This window comes from Ochrobactrum sp. 19YEA23 (assembly GCF_029909865.1).
Classification (GTDB): domain Bacteria; phylum Pseudomonadota; class Alphaproteobacteria; order Rhizobiales; family Rhizobiaceae; genus Brucella; species Brucella gambitense.
In genome coordinates this window covers 342,133-363,803 of sequence record NZ_JASAMQ010000002.1, presented here as the reverse complement: position 1 = coordinate 363,803, position 21,671 = coordinate 342,133, and the positions used below count along the sequence as shown (strand labels likewise).

Genomic DNA, 21,671 nt, shown 5'->3' with positions numbered 1-21,671 from the left:
AACCAGCTCTCCATTCGATCTGACGTGATACGCAATCACCACACGCTCCCCCAAGATAAAACCGGTGAAAGCGTTCCAGAATCCAGGGACACCTTGCTTTCAACCCGACTTGAATTCTCGAGCCCCAAGCTTTGTCTTCACAAACAGGCACAAAGCCGAGGCTCGGGAAAAATCTGCTCTGAATATCAATTTTGTAATTTAGGCATCGTGGGAGAGAAACATGGTCAATGTGCAATGTTGGCTAACCTAATCGAAGCTTGTCGACTTTAATGGTACGCCTTTCTTGGTATCGAAATACGTCAGTCATATAGAACAAAGGTCAACGCGATATTGGGCGGAGGCTCTGGAAGACAGAAGACCAGAGGACAGACTGGTGCAACAAGGTCCTTTTGCGCGCGAGGTTGTAGATTTTTAACCGCAAATCACATATGGTCATTTTTAGTTGATAGCGCTGCGATGCGTTGTCCAAACTGCGGAATTGACCAGCTTTACTTCTCTGAGAAAATCAAAAGATGGAGAATCGCTCGAGCGAAACCGAAGCTGGTGTTCACTTTCGTATGGCGGAAATTAATTCTGTTTTTCAATAATTTAGGATGATTGGATTTCGGATCGAAAGTGGGCCAGAATGGTAAGCGGGGCAAATTCGGTGGCAGTGTCGAACGCGTAGGCAATTTCGGCAGGCCCGATGCGCGCTGCTGCACTGATCTTGCGAGCGGTCAGCGTTCCTGGTTCGAAAGGGGAGGGGAGTGTTCAGGCCCGCGCCGTGATCAATGTCGCGAGCGGCGGGATCGGCTCCGGACTGCCGATCGCCAGCCGGTCGCCCAGATAGTGCCAGAACGATAGACCCAGCTTCTGGCACGTCTTCATCAGGCCAAGCAGCGTATCGCGGGCAATGCGGCCGTCACGGCTCATTGTGCCGCCAGAGATCTTCCGCTTGATGACGAAGCTGCGCAGATCGTTTTCCGAAGCGTTGGTGTTGAGCGGGATTTCCGGGCGGTCCAGCACCCGCAACAGCTCGGCCTTGCGGCGCGACAACCGCAACAGGAGCTTGTCGAGATCGTCATAGCCGGTGCGGATCGCAAAACTGCGGTCGAATCTCGCTTCGAGACCGGCAGCGAGCCGCGCATCCGGCTTTTGCCGATAGGCCTTCAGCGCTTTATAGAAACGCCAGATCAGGTCCCGGATGGTCTCGACCTGTTTTACCTGTCCAGGCGTCGCCGGCATCAATTTCTGCAGCAATCGTTCGGAATGAACCCAACATAGCGCATGAGTGCCGACGCGGAACTGGCCGGCATCGTCGGAAACGATGATCGCGTTGCCGATCAGGCCATGATGGCGGATCGCACCCCAGATGCCCGCTTCGGCGAGCGGGCGGATCTTCTCCGTGTCGAAGATGTCGATACCCTTGTTAGCCAAATAGTGAAGGAACGGGACCTCATTGCAGAAGTGCTGCGGTGTTCGAGTTCGCAGCCCGGCCACGATGGCGGGGTCGGTGCCATATCGCTGATCCAGATAATCGAAGGCCGCGTCGTTCAGCACGTAGTCCTGATAATTGCCGCGCAGCAGGCTCAGAAAGTTGAGGCGTGACTTCGATGGCGTGGTGCGGAAAACGGTGAAGTTCGGGCCGCCGATCTGTGTGGCGTAACACGGATTATGGAAATGACGTGCTCCGGTGTCGTCGACGGTGACGTAGTCGGACGACACCAAGCCGGCATGCAGCACTGCTGAATCCTCGGCAGCCAGGCCATCTATTCCTCTGGTCAGAAGCCGCACGACCTGACGCTTCGATACGTCGACACCGATATCATTGAGCAACGTTGTTAGCCGCTGCGTCGTGACCTGCCCCTGCGCATGCAGCATCATGCAAAGCCGCCTGAGGTTGGCGCCATACCCGCCGACCACCCCGGCGGGAAGCGGTGCCAGAATTCTCCTTCCTTCCGGTGTGATCCAGCACTCGCGACGGTATCGCACGATCTCGGCCATCAGCACGAGCTCGCGGACGATGCAACTCCGGTATCCTTTGAAGCGAGATCCAGCCGGCGGATTGATCCGCAATATCTTTTCCCGGCTGATCCGCTTCACATCGAGCTTTAGTCCGCGGGGTTTCTTCGGCCGCGGTCTGTCTGTGGACACGGCGTCCGTTGCCTTGTCCATGCCGGACGGGCGAAACGGTGGTCGAGGCGGCAGATCTTTGAGGCGGGCGATCTCATCACGCAGCATCTGGTTATCGACCTTCAGCCGAGCATTCTCGAGCCGCAGGATCTCGTTCTCCTCGCGAAGGACCGCGTTCTTCTCACGCAGATCCTTGACCTCAGCGGACAGAACTTCGACCCGATCGACAGGGCCTGTCACCAAACCGCGCAGCGCCTTCAGCGAAAGCGTGTCGGCATGCTCGGCAGAGGGGCGCCGTTTGATCATGACGGAATCGAAGCATGATTTGCCCCAGCTGGGGAATCCCCGAGGCCAGAACCTTCTCCCGAATACTGCCTTTATGCACACTTCAATGCCGGGCAGCTAGACGAACCGCCACCGAATTTGCCCCACTTACCCAGAATTGGTCTTTGTTCCCGGTAAGGCCCGCGCGTTTCGCAACGATGTGATTGAGAACAACACACACCGCGCTCGATTGAAACTTTCGCTCCAAATGGGCCCGTGGTGAGTAAAAGTTTGGCTCAACTGCTTTCTTCTCCATTAATCTCAATAGAACCATTCCACCGGCCTTCAAATCCACCTATCAAAACCGTGTACAAATGAACCTTTTATGGCGTAGTCTTTTTTCGTACAGATTGACGTAGAGCCGGATTTGATGATGCCAGAATTTGAAAACCCACTTAATCCCCCTCCCCTGTCCGGGACACTTATCGGCTATGCGCGCGCGTCGACGGAAGATCCATTCAACGCCAACCAACTATCCCGGCTGCAAAACGCTGGCTGCGTCAGAATTTATCAAGAGCACCTGAGTGAGAAGTTGCAATCGCGGCCAACATTCGAAAAGCTTCTAGGCAACCTCGTGGCCGGAGACACCCTTGTCGTCGTGAAGCTGGATCGGGTGGCCCGCTCTGTCGGCCATCTGGCTGAACTGATCAGAAGCCTGACATCGCGCCGCATTCATTTTGTTTCACTTGGTGACCCCATCGACACCTCGGCAACCACATCTCCTTCCGCATTACTCGTTCTCGATGCAGTCGCTGAACTCGAGCACGCACTCAAAGTGGAGCACACGAAAGAAGGTATGAAACTTGCGAAAGCCCGCGGCAAACTTGTCGGCAATCCGGGACTGCGTGCACGCAATCCAGAAGCCATTGGCAACATCGCAGCAGCGCGCAATCGAGCCTATCTGGATCAGCTTCTTACAACCGCGCCCACATGGTTGCCCATCGTCATCAGACTTCGCCCTCAGCATAGCTGGGAGAACATCGTTCTAACCCTTAATCTTAAAGGGCAGAACTGGACCGTCGAAAAATTGAGACGCGCCGTTCACCGGCTCGTACGTGAGAAACATGCCGACCCTAAACTGCTCGTCCAGACAAAACGGCGAATTCCTGATGACTATTTTATCAAGCGCGTTGCAGCCATCGCCATAGCCGACCCATCTCTCTCATTACGCGCCATAGCGGCGAAACTTGATGAGATGGGTGACCCTCCGCCTCGCGGCGGCCGCAAATGGCAGGCTTCATCGGTTAGAGACCTGTTGGAAAATGCCCGACGTTTTGGCTTTATACGGAATTGACAGCTGTCAACAGCACGCATCCAAGACCGCGATTAGCGAGCAGGGAGGTCGCTGGCGCCATCATTCGCAGCGCTCCTGTTCCGACAGAACTCTTCATGAATGAGTTGATAGTTGCGTATATAATAATTGATAAATGTCAAGAACCGCCAGGCGCCGGGGGCATGCTTGCTGCAGCTTGTCGCTTTGTCCTATTCTCCCCTGTATAAAACACGCCACACATAGGCTCACCAACTACCAAGGTAAATCTAGACCGCCTGTGCCGCACGGATAAAAGCCTGCATGGAAGAAAGCGCCATTCACTTAAGAATCGGATACAATCTGCCCTAGTTTTAACGGGAGCTTTTTCATGAGTGTTGCCTTCGCAAAGGAAGAGAGCGCGGAAGCGGCATCGGAGACGGTTCTTCCAGATCGCGAAATCTCACCGCACCCCAATCTGGTAACAGAGAGAGGCCTCCAACTCCTGAAACAGGAACTTGAGAAGGCACGGATAGCATTTGAAAAGGCAAATGCCATTGAGGACATTTCCGAGCGCCGGCGACAGTCCGCGCATCCGCTGCGCGACCTCCGATACTATGCAGCGCGCCAACATTCGGCACGATTGATACCGACACCTCAATCTCCATCCAGCGTTGGTTTCGGTTGCGTTATTTCTTTCAGTAGAGACAATCGCCCGGCTCAATCTTACCGCATTGTTGGTGAGGACGAAGCGAACCCGAAAGACGGCACAATCTCATTCGTTTCACCTCTGGCACGATTGCTTACCGGCAGATCCGTAGGCGACATTGTGTTTATGGGAGATCAAGAGATCGAGATTCTCGAAATATGCTGATGATACAAATTCCTGTCATCAGCACATTCGACGTCAGTTCGCGTCCGGCGTACCGTTTATGGGCGCGTTGACATTCCAAATCTTCGTAATGCGCGACGGTCAGCGCAGTTCCACAATGTTGACAGGTGTCAATGAGTAGAAGCTTATCACCGATGCGCCCAGCAGCTACTCATTCGTGACACCCATAGTTCTTGTTGGGCACGTTCTTCGCTTTGCTTGGCGTTAACTATTCATTAACTAAAAACAAATTGCAGCAGAGACAGAATCGGGGCATCTTCGTCTGCGCATATTTGTTATGTTTTACTGAATATGCGCTGATAAGGACGAACCAATGCATCAAAACTCGACAGCCTCTCCACAACCTCATAGCAGCCTTCAGTCTTTGATTGAAGCCGACGCTGAAGAGCTGTCGAAGCGACTTCAGGCGCATCAAATGCGCATTTTTCCGCCAACAGCGCAGAAGTCGATCCGTTCTTTTACGCCAGCGGAAGCGGCATCCTTTATCGGTGTAGCGGAAGGATATCTCCGACAGATCGTCTCGGAAGGTCACGGACCTACGCCACAGAGCAACGGTCGTCGGATGTATTCAATTCAGGACATTCATGCCATTCGGCAATTGCTTGACGATAATTCGCCGAAGACGCATGGCAAATATATCCGCCATCGCCGTAATGGCGAGAAGTTACAGATCATTTCGGTCATGAACTTCAAAGGTGGCTCTGCAAAGACCACCACGTCGGCCCACCTCGCCCAGTATCTGGCGCTGCGTGGCTATCGTGTTCTGGCAATCGATCTCGACCCACAAGCCTCTCTGTCCGCCATGTTCGGTCATCAGCCCGAACTCGACGTACGCGTCAACGATACGCTTTATGGCGCCATTCGCTACGATACCGAACGGCGCGAGATTACGGATATTGTCAGATCGACCTACACCCCCGGCCTTCACGTCATCCCGGGTAATCTTGAGCTTATGGAGTTCGAACACGAAACGCCCAAGGTTCTCGCTGAGCAGAAGAACGAAGCCATGTTCTTCTCACGCATCGGCAGTTGTCTGGCTGTCGTCGAAGACCTTTACGACGTGGTTGTGATCGACTGCCCGCCACAGATGGGCTTTTTGACCCTCTCTGCCTTGTGCGCAGCAACATCTGTCCTGATCACTGTCCATCCCCAGATGCTCGATGTCATGTCAATGAACCAGTTCCTGCACATGACATCTGATCTCCTTGCGGTGGTCGAGCGGGCCGGTGGCAACACGCAATATGACTGGATGCGTTATCTAATCACCCGCTATGAGCCCAATGACGCACCGCAAAACCAGATGGCTGGTTTCATGCGCTCGATCTTTGGCAACCGTGTTCTAGAAACACCAATGCTCAAATCGACGGCTATTTCGGATGCCGGTCTGACAAAACAGACACTTTATGAGGTGGATCGTTCGGCATTCTCGCGCGGTACTTATGATCGTGCTTTGGAGTCGTTGACATCTGTCAACGCCGAGATTGAAGACCTCATTCGCCAGACATGGGGGCGTAGCTAATCATGGCAAGAAAAAACATCTTTGATTTCTCCAGCCCGTCCGAACCGTCACAGAACGCTGACGACCATTCAGTGAACCCGCCTGTAGAACAGGCGAGGCCGCTTGCAGGTATTGACCGTGACCGTGCAAATCGTCCTGCGGCGCTGGGTGCTATTTCCCAATCGCTGGAAAAGATCAATGAACGCTCTGCTCGTGCCGATGAAATCGAACGTCAACTCTCTTCGGGTCAAACGATCATCGCACTTGATCCGGACCTCATCGACAGTTCATTCGTCTCAGACCGGCTGGGATTCGATGACGAAGACCAGACAAAGCTCGTTGAGCAAATCCGTGAGAGCGGGCAGCTGGTACCAATTCTGGTGCGCCCTCACCCGGAGAACCCTGATCGATTTCAGATTGCCTATGGTCATCGGCGTGTTGCCGCCATTAAAACGCTCGGCATCAAGGTAAGGGCTGTCGTCAAGCAGCTCACCAATGAAGAGCTGGTCATTCACCAGGGACAGGAAAACAACACACGATCGAACCTATCCTTCATCGAAAAGGCCTTCTTTGCTCACACTTTGGAAGGACAGGGTTATTCTCGTGAAACGCTTTATCAATCCACGGGTATTGATAAGGCCATCCTGTCCAAAATGATCACCATCATCAAATCGATCCCCGAAGAGGTCATTCGCAAGATCGGTCGTGCACCATCGATTGGACGCACCCGTTGGGAAGACTTTGTCAGCCTTTTGACAACGGTCAATGAAACTATTGCCGCTCACGCCATCAGCGAACCTGGCTTTGCCAGCTTGTCATCGGATGACCGTTTTCAGTTTGTGTTCGATAAGCTCAAATCGTCCGCGTCAAAGGATAAGCGTCTGGCTGCTGCTATTCTGTCGCCTGTGCTAGGCGATGGCATTCAACCTGTTGCGATCAAACGCGCGGGCAAGAGTGTGCAATTCACTTTCAATGACAAGGCCGCTCCGCAATTCGCCGACTTCATTCAGTCGCGTCTTGACGACCTCTACGCAGAGTACAAGGCCAGCGAAACATCAAAGTAGCTTTTGAAGAACCAATCTTCAAAGCCAACCGAAACGGTTACATAAACCAGGAGAACAAACCGCAAAAGAAAAAGGCCCCCAAAACGTTGCCGCATGGAAGCCTTCCTCAGATTTAAGCACTCAGAGAATCGCATTTCCATGAATCCGTGTCAAGAGTCATAAACGTCATTTTGGCGGGTGGATTTCTTTTGCCTGAAAAAGGGTGAGAGGAAATGCAAATTCTGGAGTCAATAACGTCCACCTTTCGTGGACGAAGGATGACGCTTGAGCAATTGAAGCCGTCATCAACTAAAATGGATCGAAGGACGGTCAATCGTTGGACGATCTACAAACAGCTCTGCATTGCCAAGACAGTGTTCGGGATCAACGATCGCTGCCTGGCCGTGATGAGTTCACTATTGTCGTTTCTCCCGGGGAATGAGATCGGCATCGAGGATGGTCTTGTCGTTTTTCCGTCCAACCGCCAGCTCTCGCTGCGCGCCCATGGAATGCCGGAATCGACTGTGCGCCGCCATATTGCAGCTCTCATCGAAAGCGGGCTAATCGCACGCCGCGATAGCCCGAATGGCAAACGTTATGCCTACAAGGATGAGGCGGGGCGGGTAGAGGAAGCTTTTGGCTTTTCTTTCGCACCCCTTCTCGAACGTGCTGATGAAATCGCCCAAGCGGCCAGACAAGTTCAAGCCGAGACAGCGCTTCTCAAACGCACACGCGAACAGATTACATTGCAGCGCAGGGATCTCGCACAGATAATCGATGTGGCGCTCACAGATCACCATTCCGACTTCTGGTTGGCATCTCATACGCGCTTTCGCGCCATTGTCGATGCCATCCCACGTCGTGCAGCTCTCCCAGAGATGACAGCTATTCTCAACGATCTGACTGCGTTACGGTCGGAGATTGATAACTCATTGATTCATAAAGATAATGCTCCTCCGATGAGCGCCAATCACGCCCAAAATGAGCGGCATCACATTGAATCCCTTCCTGAATCCCATTTTGAATCTCAAAATGTCAAAATGAATGATTTGAAGGAGCCTTCTCCACAATCCTCTTTGCCTACGCTCCACGCCCGTCGCTACCAGCCCACGCAATCAATCTCCCTCGATACCGTTCTGCGCGCATGCCCGGATATCATCGAATATGGATCGAAAGGAATTACGTCATGGCAGGATTTGATTGACGCCACAAAGATCGTTTCTACTTTCCTAGGCATTACCCAGTCAGCCTATCGGGATGCGTGTCAGGTCTTGGGTATTGAAGGGACCTCTGCCACAATCGCGGGTATCCTCCAGCGCGTAACTGAAATTAGCTCTGCCGGCGGATATCTCCGCTCTCTGACACAAAAGGCGAGGGCAGGGAAGTTTTCGGTCGCTCAAATGCTCTTGCTTCAACTGAAAACGAATGGGCCGAAATGCAGTTTCAGAGACTAGGATCTATGCTGGACCAGCATTCGATCTCAAGCTCGTTGCCACAGGTCGTCTGAGATGATTAACGGCATCAAAAGCTTTTTGTCATATCGAAGAGCGATGATTTCGATCCGGGTTCAAAAATGTCTTGTGGCTACCCTTCTATCCCTTTTGATACTGACGCAATTCAGTATCACATCGGCTAGTGCGGAGGAGGCTGCCGACATTTTCAGTTCCTGCTGGGCAACAGGCAGCCTCTCGGAGAATGTGGTCGAGATAGCTCGAAACGAAGAACGATGGTCTTGTGGTGATCGAAGGTTCTCCATTGAAGCAGAGCGCGTACTGCTCCGTTTTGACCTCACCACCGATGCGGTCGTTCCCCGGTATCTGCTTTCCCGGCGAAGCGCCCTTAAGGCCGTGCATCTGCTTGCCATTGATCGGAACGAAGCGATTCGGCAGAATTCTATCACCGCTGCCGCATTGCCCAGTTCAATAGCTGGTGGTTATTTCAAAGCTGCACTGCCCGAAGTGACGCGCGAAACGCGGCAAGTTATCGCCGCGATTGACATGCCAAGCCACCGTATGACTCTGGAGAGAGCATATCTTGCACCAGCTGACGCGGTTGGTGACATGCGATTTCTTATGGTCTTGGCGGGGCTTGCCGGTATGCTCGTCATGCCCCTGATCTTCAATGCAGCATTCTATCGCGCTTTACGTGAGCCTTTTGTTCTCTGGCATTCGGCCCTCACATTCTCGCTGCTGCTGACGATCGTGGTTTCATCGGGTTTGTCGGTCGTGCTTTTTGATCCTCCGGCCATGACGTTGAGCTGGATGACGACATTGATATTCGGCATGACAGTCGCGTCTGGCGCGATGTTCACACATAGCTTTGTCGAGCCAGGGTTGATGCATCCCTTTTTGCGGCGCGTGCTTCCCTATTGCGCGATATGGGCGATGTCACTCAGCGCGTTTCATGCAGCATTCCCCTTTGTCGCACGGCCTATTCAATCGAGCGTATATACGGCAGCGTTTGCTCCCATTCTGGCAATCTTCATATTGTCTATGATTGATGCATTGCGTCGTGGAAGCCGCGCCGCGAGGTTTCAGGCGGTCGGTTACACACCCATAGTTCTGGTTGGACTGACCCGTTTGGTGACGGGTGTCATTTCCGGATTGCACAGCACGGACGCGATGCTTCTGTTTTACATCGGTTGCATGTGTGAAGTCCTTTTCACGACGCTTGGCGTGGCAGACCGCTTTGTGACCATGAAACAAGAGCGAGATCGGGCGCGTAACGAAGCTGAACTTCTCGAACGACTGTCCGAAACGGACCCTTTGACCGGACTTCTCAATCGTCGAGCCATTGAACGGCAGTTCGAGCAACTCCGAACTGAAGGATTCACCACACTGGCAGTTATTGACCTTGATCATTTCAAGGCGATCAATGATCGAAACGGTCATGGCGTTGGAGATGAAGTACTCCGGGCGACAGCCAGTGCGCTCCAGAAAAGCCCGACTGTTCGCGCTTATCGCCTTGGCGGAGAGGAATTCGTGCTTCTCCTTCGCGGAGCAGACGCCAATAACCAAGCCGAGTTAAGACGCCAGGCGATCCCCGCAATTGTCGCTCATACCATTTCGGGTCTCGGGCAGCCGGTAACCGCTAGCATGGGTGTAACTGATCTTGCTGACGATGAGAGTTTCGCGTCTGTTTATGAACGTGCGGACAAGCTTCTCTACGAAGCCAAAAGTGCAGGGCGAAACCGAACCAGAACTAGAGTTAAGGTGCCGCCAATGTCAGAGGATATCGGTGGTAACCGAGTGCTGATCGCTTAGAACAGTTTTTAGCGACTACCTTTCAAACATCGAGTTGTATGTCGGTGTAATCTAGAGTTGCAAAATCAAGTAATGCAAATTAACGCTTTGTTAGGGAGTATATGGGGGCACGATCAAATGCAGTCGTTTTTTGTAACACCAATAAATTACGAGACGGTTTTGAGTCAGGCATTGATGTGTGACGATGAGCTGGACCGAAATATCGAGATCAAGCAGTTCTGCGGTGGAGTGTTATCGCCTTGTTTCGTCAAGTTTGATGCGGAAGGCCTCGGCGTCGCCAGCAGCATACAGTTGGTGGGGCCTATCGATGAAGCATTTGTTCAACCGCGCGTCATGCTCGTCAACGACGATGATCTCTGTTACTACTCTCCATCGATGAATCGCGCGCCGACAGGGCGGGGCTAGAGGAATGCGCTAGACGGTTTTCGAAGATTTCCGAACGAAGCGCACTCCTTATTGACTCTGTTGGCCGTTTTGCCCGCAGAACATTGTCAATGGTTCTGCTCTTTGATCGGGCCAGCAAGCGATTAGCGCGCGAATGGGCAGAAGCAGATTTTGATCTTCGCCCGCTGCATCTGGATGGTGTTTTTGAAGATGAGGGAGAGTCCAGCGTTCAAAATGAAACTGCAGCGTAAAAAGCAATCCCTTTGAACGCCGTACCTGTTTCAAATCAAACAACAGCTTTATCCAAATTAACTGCTGCCATGACGAGTAAGCCTTCATCAAGTGATAGGCTGACCCCTTACGGACGAAAAGGGATCTTTCTGTTGATTGCCACTGAGAACTGATGGAGTGGATGCCCCCTCCCGACGGCATCGCAATGTGCCATAGTGATGTTTGCAGCAACGTCACTCAGAGGAGAGAGCATCCATGAAGGAAGTTAGCATTGTTGGCCTTGATCTTGCAAAACGTGTATTTCAAGTCCATGCAGCCAGTGCCGATGGCGGTTTTGTTCTCCGCAAAAAATTATCTCGCGTCCATGTACTGGCATTCTTTCAGAGTCTTCCGAGTTGCACCGTTGCGATGGAAGCATGTGCGACCGCCCATTATTGGGCTCGTGAGATTGGCAAGCTTGGCCATGAAGTTCGGCTGTTGCCGCCTGCTCATGTGAAGCCGTTCGTAAAACGACAGAAGAATGATGCAGCGGACGCTGAAGCAATTGTAGAGGCAGCCATCCGACCCTCGATGCGTTTCGTTGCACCAAAGACAGAGAAGCAGCAGGCTGCTTGCATGGTTTTTCGGACGCGCGATTTGTTCGTCCGTCAGCGCACGCAGCTCATCAATGCTCTTCGTGCCCACTTGGCTGAGCATGGTGTTATTGCGTCCCAGGGAATTGCGAACCTCGCTGCTTTGATAGGGATCGTTGACGATGATAATAATGGTCTCAAGCGCGTGGTCGTAGAGACTGCCCGACTTTATCTTGAGCAGATTGATCTGCTTAGCTCCCGCATTAGCAATCTTGAGAAAGCAATCAAGTCAGAAGCTCGACAATCCGATAACACTGCGCGCTTGATGTCTATGCCTGGAATGGGCCCTATCACTGCCATGGCCATTGAAGCCTTTGCTCCTACTATGACAGCGTTTCGAAAAGGACGAGATTTTGCGGCATGGCTCGGTCTGGTGCCAAGACAGCACTCGAGTGGCGGCAAACAGGTACTGGGCAGAACATCAAAAATGGGACAGCGTGACATTCGGCGGCTTTTAATTATCGGTGCAATGACAGTAATCAGATGGGCGAGCCGTAAAGCACCGCCAGTGAACTCGTGGCTTGGGAAAATGTTATCATGCAAGCCACGTATGCTCGTCGCCATTGCACTTGCAAATAAAATGGCGCGCAGCGTCTGGGCGATGATGACGAAGAATGAGGAATTTAAAGTTTCCGCTCTCGTCACTGCATAAGTAAAGATATCAGTGCAGTTAGAGTGGAACGTCGGCGTGTGAGGAGATCAGCGAACGGTAAGGACAGAGATTGGAAAGACGGACTGGAAATGCAACTGGGTCAGTGAGCCTCGAGATCGTAGAACTGATTTTGCGCCAGCTCCGCTTAGCTCCATACCGGCCAGTAGTCGTAAAAGGACTACACAAAAGGCCTGATACATGACCGCATCCAATCACACGTTGAAACCGCTCGAAGAAAAGCCTTGCGTGAACGGGGGCATCCATACATGACCCGGCGGGGGTCAGTTCTCAGTGGCAATCAACAAAAAGCTCATCCCCAGCGCAAAGAACCAGGAGCTTAAAGGATTATTGGAAACTGGACTAAAGCTCTTTCAGGGACACGAGCAACATGCCGAACATGTTGCCGCGATGCTAAAATGACACTTAATCAGCTGGATCGTCGCACGTTTCTTTTTACCGTTGCTGCTCTGTTGACGACGGGACATAGCGCTGAAAGTCACAACAGCGTCGTACACATCACAATCAAGAACCTTGCGTTTGTACCCGACACCGTCACAGTCCGGAGAGGCGAGAGCGTTGAATGGCAAACCAGGATCCGATGGCTCACACGGCTACGGTGAAAGATGGGTGGGAAGTCGTGATCCCACCCGGCGAACGAGCGAGCAGGACCGTCACGGATGGAACTGACATTGAATATTATTGTCGGTTCCATCCCAACATGAAGGGACACATCGAAATAATTGGATACGCCTGAATAGGCAAAATGGGCGAGGAAAGAGACCGAGTGTTATAGTCGCGATGCCGACTGGGCCTCTAGGCCTTGCTATAATAGCCAGAGGCGTGCTGCCCGAAGAGTTAGCGGAATGGATCCATCTCTTCGGGGATTATTCGCCGGGAATGGCTATTTTTGGTCATTGAGTGATAGCACAGTAAGAAGCCAAATCAAAAACTGACACTGAGTTTCGCATTGAATCCGTTCTGTTTGGCGCCGGATGCGAACTGGCCGTTATAGGAGAGGCCGAGGGTGGCATCGTCGGTCAGCTTGAAATCAAGCCCAGCTTCGATGAGAGCTGCATCTTCGGCGATTGGCAGGCCTGAGACTGTGAAGGCGTCAGAACCGATGAAGCTCGCAGTGGAAACCGGCGTGATGTCACCATAGGCGTGTCGCCAGCCAAGGTCGGTTCGTGCTGTTGCCGTGATGCTACCCAGAGCAAACTCTGTCGATGCGCGAAGGCCGAGCGTTGAGAAGCTGGTTTCCGTTGTGTCAGACTGAACCGCAAGGGCCGCCGCTGTCTGGCTCTTTTCATTAAATCCATCGGTCTTCAGACGAACATAGGCAAGACCCGCATAAGGCTCGAACAGGGCTTTGCCGTAGTGGATCTTATAGCCAAGTTCGCCAAAGAGCTGGAAACTTCCCGCATCATAATCGCCGCTCAGATTATCGGCAATGCCGGGGAAGGCGACAGAACGGTTCATGTCGACATCATGCCATGTATAGGCAAGACCGGACCGGAACGCCAAGGCATGGCCATTATTGATCGTCCACTGCCTCCCTGCATAGGCGCCGAGGGTATAATTATCACTGCTGCCTGACGAGGCGTGATCATCTACATCGAAGCTGGAATGGCTGTAGCCGGCCAGAAGTCCGAGACGCCATGTATCGAGGACCACACCATCAATACCGGTGACAAAGCCGCCAACAGAGGATTTTACCGATCCTGCATTGCTATTGCTATCCTGCCTCGTCCAAGCGCCATAGGCATAGCCCCAGGCGGCATAGGGATTTTGAGCAGGAACAATGCTGGCAGGAGCCACAGTATCGATGGCAGAGGCGGAAGCCGAAACAGGCCTTTGTGTTCCGGCATAGGAAAGCGCATTGATCCGCGTTGCCGGAGCGCCGCCAAACGCTTGTTGCAGACGACCAAGGGCTGCATTGCGAATAAACTGGCTGTCGTTGATCAAAACGCCTTTGGCTGAAGCGTACGCCTCGCCGGAAAGGCTGTCGAAAGCCCCACGCGCCTCATCGGCCGACAGCATCAACAGGGTATTGTACAAGGCCAGTGACGAACCTGTCTGCGCCAGCGTATCCAGACCGCCTGCGGTTGCCAGCTGATTGCGGGTCTGGGCCACAGTTGTGAAGAGGGCAGGGGAGGGCTTTCCGGGACCAGGTGTTTCAGGTTCTGTCGTGCCCGGGTTGGATGGCTCCGGTCCTGTTGGATCTTGCTTGACGGCGATCTCTAAAAGAACATCATTTGCCGAATAGTTGACACTCAGATCGAGAAAAGCAGATCTCGAGATTACGCTTCCAAACGTCCCGTTGATTCCGCCATCTGCGTGCATAATGGTATAGGTCTGGCCGCTTTGATAACTGGTTTCGGGATCAATGGCAGAAACAGAAAGCATGCCGCCCGAAATTGCGGCCATCCCTGTCACGCCAACGATATCAGAACGACGATTTGAGGGGCCACTTGCAGCAATTTCGACTTCAAGGGTGGAGCCGGGCGCGAGCGTCAGATCACCATCAACGGTCAGGATACCGATCGAGTTTCCGGGCGACAGGATACCTCCTGCCTGAATTGTCGTGTTCCCGACCGAGCCGTAACCGCCAAGGGTGGCGCCGGATAAAACGGTGAGATTGCCACCGAGCATGGCGCTGCTGTTATTGGCATCGCCGACGATCAGTTTGCCTCCTTCAACTATCGTTACGCCTCGGAAGGTGGAGTTGTCTCCATTCAGGAGAAGAGTATCGGCACTATCTTTAATGAACACGCTTCCCGGTGTACCGTCGAGTTGGCCGGAGAAACTTCCGCCATGAACGTTGAGAACCCCAGACCATGCGACTGTACCGCCGTTTCCTGGGGCGGCATCCTGAAGGTTGCGAATTGAGCCACCGTAAGTGGACATATCCAGCGTTGCCCCTGACGCTACGCGTGTTGCGCCCGCGTGGAGTGTAATATTTCCCAGCGAACTATTCCCGTTTACAAGGCGTCCATATGCAACTGTTATGGCCGCATCAGAGCTTGTAGGTGTGCCGATAACGTCCATGATGACGGTACCGGCTCCGTCGGAGGCTCCAACTACCACATCGCCTTGAAGGGAAAGATACTGGCCGCCGCCACCATTCAGCCAGAGCGTAGTGCCGGCTGCTGCACTGATTGTGCTCGTTGTGCCTGCAGTGATCAGATAGCTGTTGAGTGTGGAATCTCCTGCTGCAAAATGCAGCCGGCCCCCGTTGAGCGTAATCATGCCTGTACCCAGCGCATCGACTATGCCGCTATTGTCCGCGTGATTGGCGACCAAGGTACCAGCTGAAATCGTCGTTCCGCCGGTGTAAATATTTCTCCCCGACAATGTCAGTGTACCCAAACCCTGCTTTATCAAGGCTCCGGGTCCTGAAATTGTAGCTCCCGAAGCAAACCACAGCGTTGCGGAAGTGCCAATAGTATTCAATACGGTATCTGTTGCGAGTTCAACACTGACTGGTTGGAAGTTACCGAAATCGGCAAAGCCGCTTAGATTGTGTGCGGCTATATTGACAGCCGCGCGTCCGTTCACATCTGAAAATGTCAGTGTGCCGTTAGTGACGAAAAACCCGCCATTCACGTCTCCCTGGATGTTGATTTCTCCAACAGTAGCTTGTTGTCCGTTAAGATTGACATTGTAACTGGCACTTTCCTCTGCATTAAAGGTTGCAACTGCCCCAGGCATGTTGGGCACAGTGCCTCCCTGCCATCGAGAGGAGTCCAACCAGGACCCAAAACCTGTCACCCAGGTTTCTGCCTGGCTTGCAAGCGGCAAACTGACTGAAGCTGTGAGGGCAACGGACGAAAGCCACAATACATGCTTTCTTTGCCGAGAAAACTGTGCGCCCGAAGAACCGGCTTTAGAGTAATTCTGTCCCACTACTGCCCCCTGATGCGCAGTCAGCCGCTGCGTTGCAGCTTTATATCTCAGGAACAGCTATATTGCCAACAGACTACATGGCATAAGCAATATAATCTCACAGAGAAGCGTCTTCTATTAAATAGATGAGAGGCTGTTGAGCGATGAATGATGGTCAGTTTCTCATTACACGAGCCGCGATGCCCGTCCACTACGCCGTTTGGCGTCGTTGTAATAGTCGGACGCCTGCTGCACGGAGCGATGACGCGATTGCTCCATGGCTTCAGGCAGCGGAATGCCGCGATTGGCGGCTTCGGTGAGATAGCCGGAGCGCAGGCCGTGCGCGGAGAATTCACTTGCGTCGAGCCCGGCCATTTGCGCGCGCTGTTTGACGATCCGGTTGACGGCGCTCGGTTCGAGCGCCGGTGCGGAAACATTGCCCCATCGATCGACTTTTCGAAACACGCTGCCCTTGTCGATCCGGGCTGCTTCCAGCCAGCGGGTCAGGGCTTCGACGGGTCGGCTGGTCAGATAGACGATTTCATCGTGATCGGCACCACTGGTTTTGGTGCGACCAAGATGAATGCCGAGCGAGGGGAGGGGAGGGCCGTCCTCATCGGTGACCGGGGGTTGTTTGATGAGCTGTTCTACACGCAAGCCGGCGACTTCGCTGCGCCTGCGCCCACCCGAGGCAAAGGCTACCATCAGCATAGCCCGATCCCGCAAGGCGCTGAGATCCTCGCCGGAACAGGTTGCCAGCAGCTTGCCCAGAATATCGCCGGTAATCGCAGGGGCACTCTTGCGGCTGCGCGGCCGGTTCAGAGCATGCACCGCAAGCCGGATGGCCGATTTGACGGACGGCGATGAAAACGATCCTTCCAGCCCGCGCCAGCGGGTCAGCGTCGACCAGTTGGCCAGACGACGACGGACGGTTGCCGGCGCATGCGGTCCAGATACCCGCAGAAAGCCACCTCGGCGCAGGTCTGTTTCCACGTTGGCCGGCATGCCATGATCGGGTTCGATCTCGCGCTGTTGCGGCCGCCACAAATGATGCGCGACGAATTTCAGCAACAGGGCTTCCGGCGCCGGGAAGGGGAGGGGATTGCCGGTGGCAGCCATCGACCAGGCTTCGAGGTAGGCCAGATCCGAGGTTAGCGCGCGTAACGTGTTTTCGCCCATGCCTTCATTGACCAGATGGCGCAGCGTCTCGACATCCTCATCAGTCAAAATGCCTGCCAGCATGTCGCGCCGGTTCATCGGCAGAACGGCGGCAATCGTGTCGAGTGCTTCCGCACGCCGTTCGATGGAGGCATCCGCACCCATGGTTATGCCATCGATGATGCAGGGTGCAGTTTGAGATCGGTTTTTCCGAAATCCTGTCCCTTGAACAGAAGCGGCGCCTTGTTCACGGCGGCGACAGCGTAGGAAAAACAGTCTCCCATGTTCAGACCGGCGGGGTGGCGACCTTTCCCGTAGCGTTCAAGGGCCTTTTCAGCGGCTCGATAATATTTCTCATCGAAAGCGACAGATGTAATGTTAGGCGCGTCCATGAAGCGATTGACAATATCGACCGCATTGGAAAATCGTTTTGCAGCGAGGACCGCCCTTATTTCGAAAAGAGTGGGCCAACCGATGAAAATGGATTCCTTGCGCAAAACTGTCTTGAATGTTTCGGCTTCGGGTTCTTCAAGCACGATTGCGACTATAACCGAGGTATCGACAGCTATCACTTTGGCAGTCCATTCTCGTCGTAGAGATCGTCATGCGCAGAAGTCGTACCAGCCGGAACATCTTTTCGGCCTTCGGCGGCGAGTTCCCAAACGGCATCAAGGGGGTGGCGATTGCTTTTTTGCTGCAATTCCTGATCATAACGCTCAAGCGCCCGCTCAACGAGTTTGTTTATCGGTTGGCCGGTGCGTTTGGCCATAGCGTGGGCCAAATCGCGCGCTTTGCTGGAACGCACGGACAGTTGCGGTTCGGACATCGTGTTTTCCTCATTGGCTTGGCTGAGAATATAGCAATCAACGACCGAGATGGCAATATGTATACATCAGATGGCTAATATTCGATAACCATAAAAAATGCTCGCGATCTCAATCACAATCGGCGATGTTATTCCTATTCTGCCGGGAAAAGCCGTCAATTTGTTCTGACGAATAGTCAAGAATGTCTACGACGATCTTTCCCGTCTAGGCGTACGTCGTCTCATTCGGCTGGCTTGGATTGAGGAGCATTATTTTGCGAGCAGTGTCCGGTTCTGCTCGCTGGAGGTAGATATGTGGCGGTAGGACTATAATTTTCGGCATTTAATTTGTTAGCATTTAATCCTGGGCTCAGCCGTTGCATTTGTTCTGGTTTGTTGCAAAACAAACGTCAACCAGGCGATGGAGAAGAAATGTAATGGCCAACATCCCTTTAACGCGCAGCCAGTTTCTCCTTCCTTTTGTCGGCATTCTCAATGAAATGGGCGCGCCCACGGAATTACTCTTGGAGAAAGTGCGACTTCCACCCTCTTTTGAGGCAAAGGGCGACCTTTATATTCCAGTATTACCAGCAATCCAGTTTGTTCAAGCTGCCCAGAATTCTCAGGGGATTGCAGATTTTGGGTTTCTGGCCAGCCAGCGTCTACATTTTTCTCATCTCAGAGAGAAAACCAGAGCATTGATCGCTCACTCTCCGACACTGCTTGTTGCGTTGCGACACGCCTGCAACGAGGCTTCGAGAGAAGATACTATTCTGAACATGTGGATCGAACACGACAACGATCACGTACGGGTTTGCAGCAAGCTCGCAATAAAAAAACAGCTTCAGCATCTTGAGCATGCGCAATGGCTTCAGAACGTTTTTTCGATATACATTGTTCGGCAATTCACGGGTCCCAACTGGACACCGCCGATAATTGCGTTTGAAGCACACTATAGGCCGAATGAAGCCACGCGTTCACGATGGCCAAATGTGCGCTTTCTGTCTGGACAGCATGCGGCCTGGATTGGCGTACCAATCTCTGACCTTAGTCTCTCAAACCAATCAGCTGATCCATATCTCTCGCCGAATAATCATGATGATGGTCCATCCGGCTTTGACATAGTAGAAATACTGAAGCTGATGTTGCCGTCTTATTTAGACGGGGGCCTTCCGACGCTTGCTGCGGTAGCGGAGATGGCAGGCGTCAGTACGCGAACGTTTCAACGTAAACTAGCGAATGTCGATTTTGCATATTCCGATATACTGGACTGCGTGAGATTTGAGAGATCGAGCACATTGTTGCGGGATACCGATTCAAAGATTATCGATATCGCGTTTGCGTCTGGCTATTCTGATCCCGCACATTTCACTCGAGCGTTTCGCCGGATTGCCGGTGTCACGCCGTGCCAATTTCGCGAACAATCGCAGCTTCGATAAGAAGCTTCGTTCCCAATATCATTGTCGTTTTAAATATTGCATTTCGCCGGGGGAGCCGCCGCTCGGCTGAGGTTGGCACAAAATGGCAAGACGGATGATCCGCCCATGCTAGAAGTGAGCCTTGCCGCATCTTGTTGGAGGGACGTGGCTGTTAGCCCTAATTAATGAAGAGGTACAGCATGCTCCGTAAGATGGGGGTCTGTCTCACAATTGCTTCGGTTGCCTGGACCGGTGCGGCCATTGCCGAGACATCAGGTAGAAAAATACCAGTTACCGTCGACAATTTTGCGCGCGCTGAGACCGACCGTTACCTCGCAGCCAATGCAAAGGACATAGGCAGACTGGGCCAATTCAAGCATTCGCGTGAGCCCGTGACGATCGATAACCAGACCGTCATTCGTATGAACCGTGATACCCTTTATTCATTCGCTGTGTTTGACCTTGCTGCAGGGCCGGTAACGATTTCCCTGCCTGATACAGGTAGGCGCTATATGTCGATGATGGTTGTTGATCAGGATCACTATCTGCCAATTGTCGCCTATGGCACGAAGCCCGTTACGCTGAATGAGAAATCTGTTGGCACACGCTATGCCTTTGTCGCGGTGCGTACGTTAGTTGATCCTAATGATCCAAAGGATCTCGAAGAAGTTCACATGCTTCAAGATGCTATCAAGGTCATCCAGAAGGAGGCGGGGAGTCTCGATCTTCCGAACTGGGATGAAGAGAGTCTTACGGACATTCGTAGTGCATTGCTCGCGCTAACAAAGTATCAGACGTCGTATAACGGTTCATTTGGAGCCCGCGGCCAAGTCGATCCGATCCGGCATTTAATTGGTACAGCCTCTGGATGGGGGGGCATCCCGGAAAAGGATGCGATGTATCCAAGTTTTACGCCGGCGAAAAACGACGGAAAAACAGTCTACATCCTTGATGTGCCAAAGAACGTGCCGGTTAAGGCTTTCTGGTCGATCAGCGTTTACAATCCAAAAGGTTATTTTGAGAAGAATGACTATGACGCCTATTCGCTCAATAGCATTACTTCGAAGAAAAATGCCGACGGGTCGGTGACTGCACAGTTCGGTGGCTGCGATGGTAAAATTCCAAACTGTCTTCCGATAGTTGATGGTTGGAACTACACGGTAAGGCTTTATCGCCCAGACCCATCCGTTGTCAGCGGCGAGTGGAAATTTCCCGAAGCCAAGCCTCAGCCCAACTGATTTACATCAGCCTATGAGCAGTCTTAAGCTAAAAATCTAGGAGCATTAAGTGTTGTCAAAGATCGTTCAAACGGCCTTAATCACCGCTGTCGTATTCGCTGGCCAAGTTGTGAGTTCCGCCATGGCAGACAATGCTGTCGGGCCAAAGGTGACAGACCCACATTTTCATCTGACACCAGGTTATTTGCAAACGAATGAGCTTCCTAACAGTCTTGTTTTGCTAGGCTCGCCACCTCCGGCGGGAAGTGCGGCGCTGGCCCGTGACGAGGCGGCAAGAGAGGCGACAATCGAACAGCGTGGGAAAGCACGTTGGGACTTGGCGCGGACAGACGCTGATTTACAGTTTCCTCAGCCTGCCAAGAATTTCTCCTGTGCTATGGGCGTGGATATCAGTGAAGAAAAGACCCCGCATCTCTATAATTTGATGCAGCGAGTGCTCACCGATGCCGGGCTTTCAACCTATGGTGTCAAGAACCAGTATAACAGAACCCGTCCTTTCGTCGTGCACAATGAAGGCACATGTCAGCCAGACGAAGAAGATGTATTGCGTAACGATGGCTCATATCCATCGGGACATACGGCGGCGGGTTGGGCCTGGGCGCTTACCTTGGCAGAAGTGAATCCAGCGCGTGCCGATGAGCTGTTTAAGCGCGGATTGTCGTTTGGGCAAAGCCGCGTGATTTGTAACGCACATTGGCAAAGTGATGTCGATGCAGGACGCATTATGGGGGCCGCAACAGTTGCTAAACTACACGGCAACTCCGAATTCCTTGCCGATATCCATGCCGCACGCAAAGAGTTGGAAGCAGCGAAGCTGCCGACTGTGGATTGCGCAGTCGAAGACCGGGTACTTTCAGAGCAAAAGCAATGACAGACATGTCCCTAAACTG

The 21,671-nt window shown here is 52.9% G+C and carries 17 protein-coding genes; 12 read left to right on the top strand and 5 right to left on the bottom strand.

What is annotated here, in order from left to right; translation table 11 throughout:
• Positions 1–750 precede the first annotated feature (750 nt).
• Positions 751–2,418, bottom strand: coding sequence for a transposase (locus QBD01_RS08255; RefSeq protein WP_280992395.1), 1,668 nt, complete (start codon positions 2,416–2,418; stop codon positions 751–753).
• A gap of 388 nt (positions 2,419–2,806) precedes the next feature.
• Here QBD01_RS08255 and QBD01_RS08250 point away from each other — a divergent pair, with 388 nt between their 5' ends.
• From QBD01_RS08250 to QBD01_RS08210, 9 genes are all read left to right on the top strand, one after another.
• Positions 2,807–3,730, top strand: a complete 924-nt coding sequence (locus tag QBD01_RS08250) for a recombinase family protein (RefSeq protein ID WP_392391339.1) — start codon at positions 2,807–2,809, stop codon at positions 3,728–3,730.
• 346 nt (positions 3,731–4,076) lie between these two features.
• Positions 4,077–4,559, top strand: coding sequence for a transcription elongation factor GreA (gene greA / locus QBD01_RS08245; protein ID WP_280992394.1), 483 nt, complete (start codon positions 4,077–4,079; stop codon positions 4,557–4,559).
• Between the two features lie 331 nt (positions 4,560–4,890).
• On the top strand, positions 4,891–6,096 hold the full coding sequence (gene repA, locus QBD01_RS08240; protein WP_280992393.1) for a plasmid partitioning protein RepA: 1,206 nt from the start codon (positions 4,891–4,893) through the stop codon (positions 6,094–6,096).
• 2 nt (positions 6,097–6,098) lie between these two features.
• Complete coding sequence (gene repB / locus QBD01_RS08235; RefSeq protein ID WP_280992392.1) at positions 6,099–7,139, top strand: plasmid partitioning protein RepB; 1,041 nt, start codon at positions 6,099–6,101, stop codon at positions 7,137–7,139.
• Positions 7,140–7,351: 212 nt separating this feature from the next.
• Complete coding sequence (gene repC, locus QBD01_RS08230) at positions 7,352–8,572, top strand: plasmid replication protein RepC (RefSeq protein ID WP_280992391.1); 1,221 nt, start codon at positions 7,352–7,354, stop codon at positions 8,570–8,572.
• 54 nt (positions 8,573–8,626) lie between these two features.
• Complete coding sequence (locus QBD01_RS08225) at positions 8,627–10,381, top strand: diguanylate cyclase (RefSeq protein WP_280992390.1); 1,755 nt, start codon at positions 8,627–8,629, stop codon at positions 10,379–10,381.
• 117 nt (positions 10,382–10,498) lie between these two features.
• On the top strand, positions 10,499–10,786 hold the full coding sequence (locus QBD01_RS08220) for a hypothetical protein (protein WP_280992389.1): 288 nt from the start codon (positions 10,499–10,501) through the stop codon (positions 10,784–10,786).
• A gap of 89 nt (positions 10,787–10,875) precedes the next feature.
• Positions 10,876–11,016 carry a hypothetical protein gene (locus tag QBD01_RS08215; RefSeq protein ID WP_280992388.1) on the top strand — a complete coding sequence of 47 codons (141 nt, stop codon included), beginning with the start codon at positions 10,876–10,878 and terminating at the stop codon, positions 11,014–11,016.
• Positions 11,017–11,251: 235 nt separating this feature from the next.
• Complete coding sequence (locus tag QBD01_RS08210; protein WP_280992387.1) at positions 11,252–12,280, top strand: IS110 family transposase; 1,029 nt, start codon at positions 11,252–11,254, stop codon at positions 12,278–12,280.
• A 942-nt stretch (positions 12,281–13,222) separates the two neighbouring features.
• Here the strand turns inward: QBD01_RS08210 and QBD01_RS08205 are convergent.
• From QBD01_RS08205 to QBD01_RS08190, 4 genes are all read right to left on the bottom strand, one after another.
• The gene (locus QBD01_RS08205) at positions 13,223–16,183 is read right to left on the bottom strand and encodes an autotransporter domain-containing protein (protein WP_280992386.1); all 2,961 of its coding nucleotides are present in this window, start codon (positions 16,181–16,183) and stop codon (positions 13,223–13,225) included.
• 165 nt (positions 16,184–16,348) lie between these two features.
• A complete protein-coding gene (locus QBD01_RS08200) occupies positions 16,349–17,485 on the bottom strand; it encodes a site-specific integrase (RefSeq protein WP_280992385.1) in 1,137 nt (378 codons plus the stop codon).
• Between the two features lie 2 nt (positions 17,486–17,487).
• A complete protein-coding gene (locus tag QBD01_RS08195) occupies positions 17,488–17,892 on the bottom strand; it encodes a type II toxin-antitoxin system VapC family toxin (RefSeq protein WP_280992384.1) in 405 nt (134 codons plus the stop codon).
• Complete coding sequence (locus QBD01_RS08190; protein WP_280992383.1) at positions 17,889–18,146, bottom strand: type II toxin-antitoxin system VapB family antitoxin; 258 nt, start codon at positions 18,144–18,146, stop codon at positions 17,889–17,891. Before QBD01_RS08190 ends, QBD01_RS08195 begins: the two co-directional genes overlap by 4 nt.
• A 416-nt stretch (positions 18,147–18,562) precedes the next feature.
• On the opposite strand from QBD01_RS08190, the gene QBD01_RS08185 reads away from it, so the two are divergent.
• The 3 genes from QBD01_RS08185 (at position 18,563) to QBD01_RS08175 (ending at position 21,652) form a co-directional block, all read left to right on the top strand.
• On the top strand, positions 18,563–19,564 hold the full coding sequence (locus QBD01_RS08185) for an AraC family transcriptional regulator (protein WP_280992382.1): 1,002 nt from the start codon (positions 18,563–18,565) through the stop codon (positions 19,562–19,564).
• 179 nt (positions 19,565–19,743) lie between these two features.
• Positions 19,744–20,781, top strand: coding sequence for a DUF1254 domain-containing protein (locus QBD01_RS08180; protein WP_280992381.1), 1,038 nt, complete (start codon positions 19,744–19,746; stop codon positions 20,779–20,781).
• A 52-nt stretch (positions 20,782–20,833) separates the two neighbouring features.
• On the top strand, positions 20,834–21,652 hold the full coding sequence (locus tag QBD01_RS08175; protein ID WP_280992380.1) for a phosphatase PAP2 family protein: 819 nt from the start codon (positions 20,834–20,836) through the stop codon (positions 21,650–21,652).
• Positions 21,653–21,671: the final 19 nt, after the last annotated feature.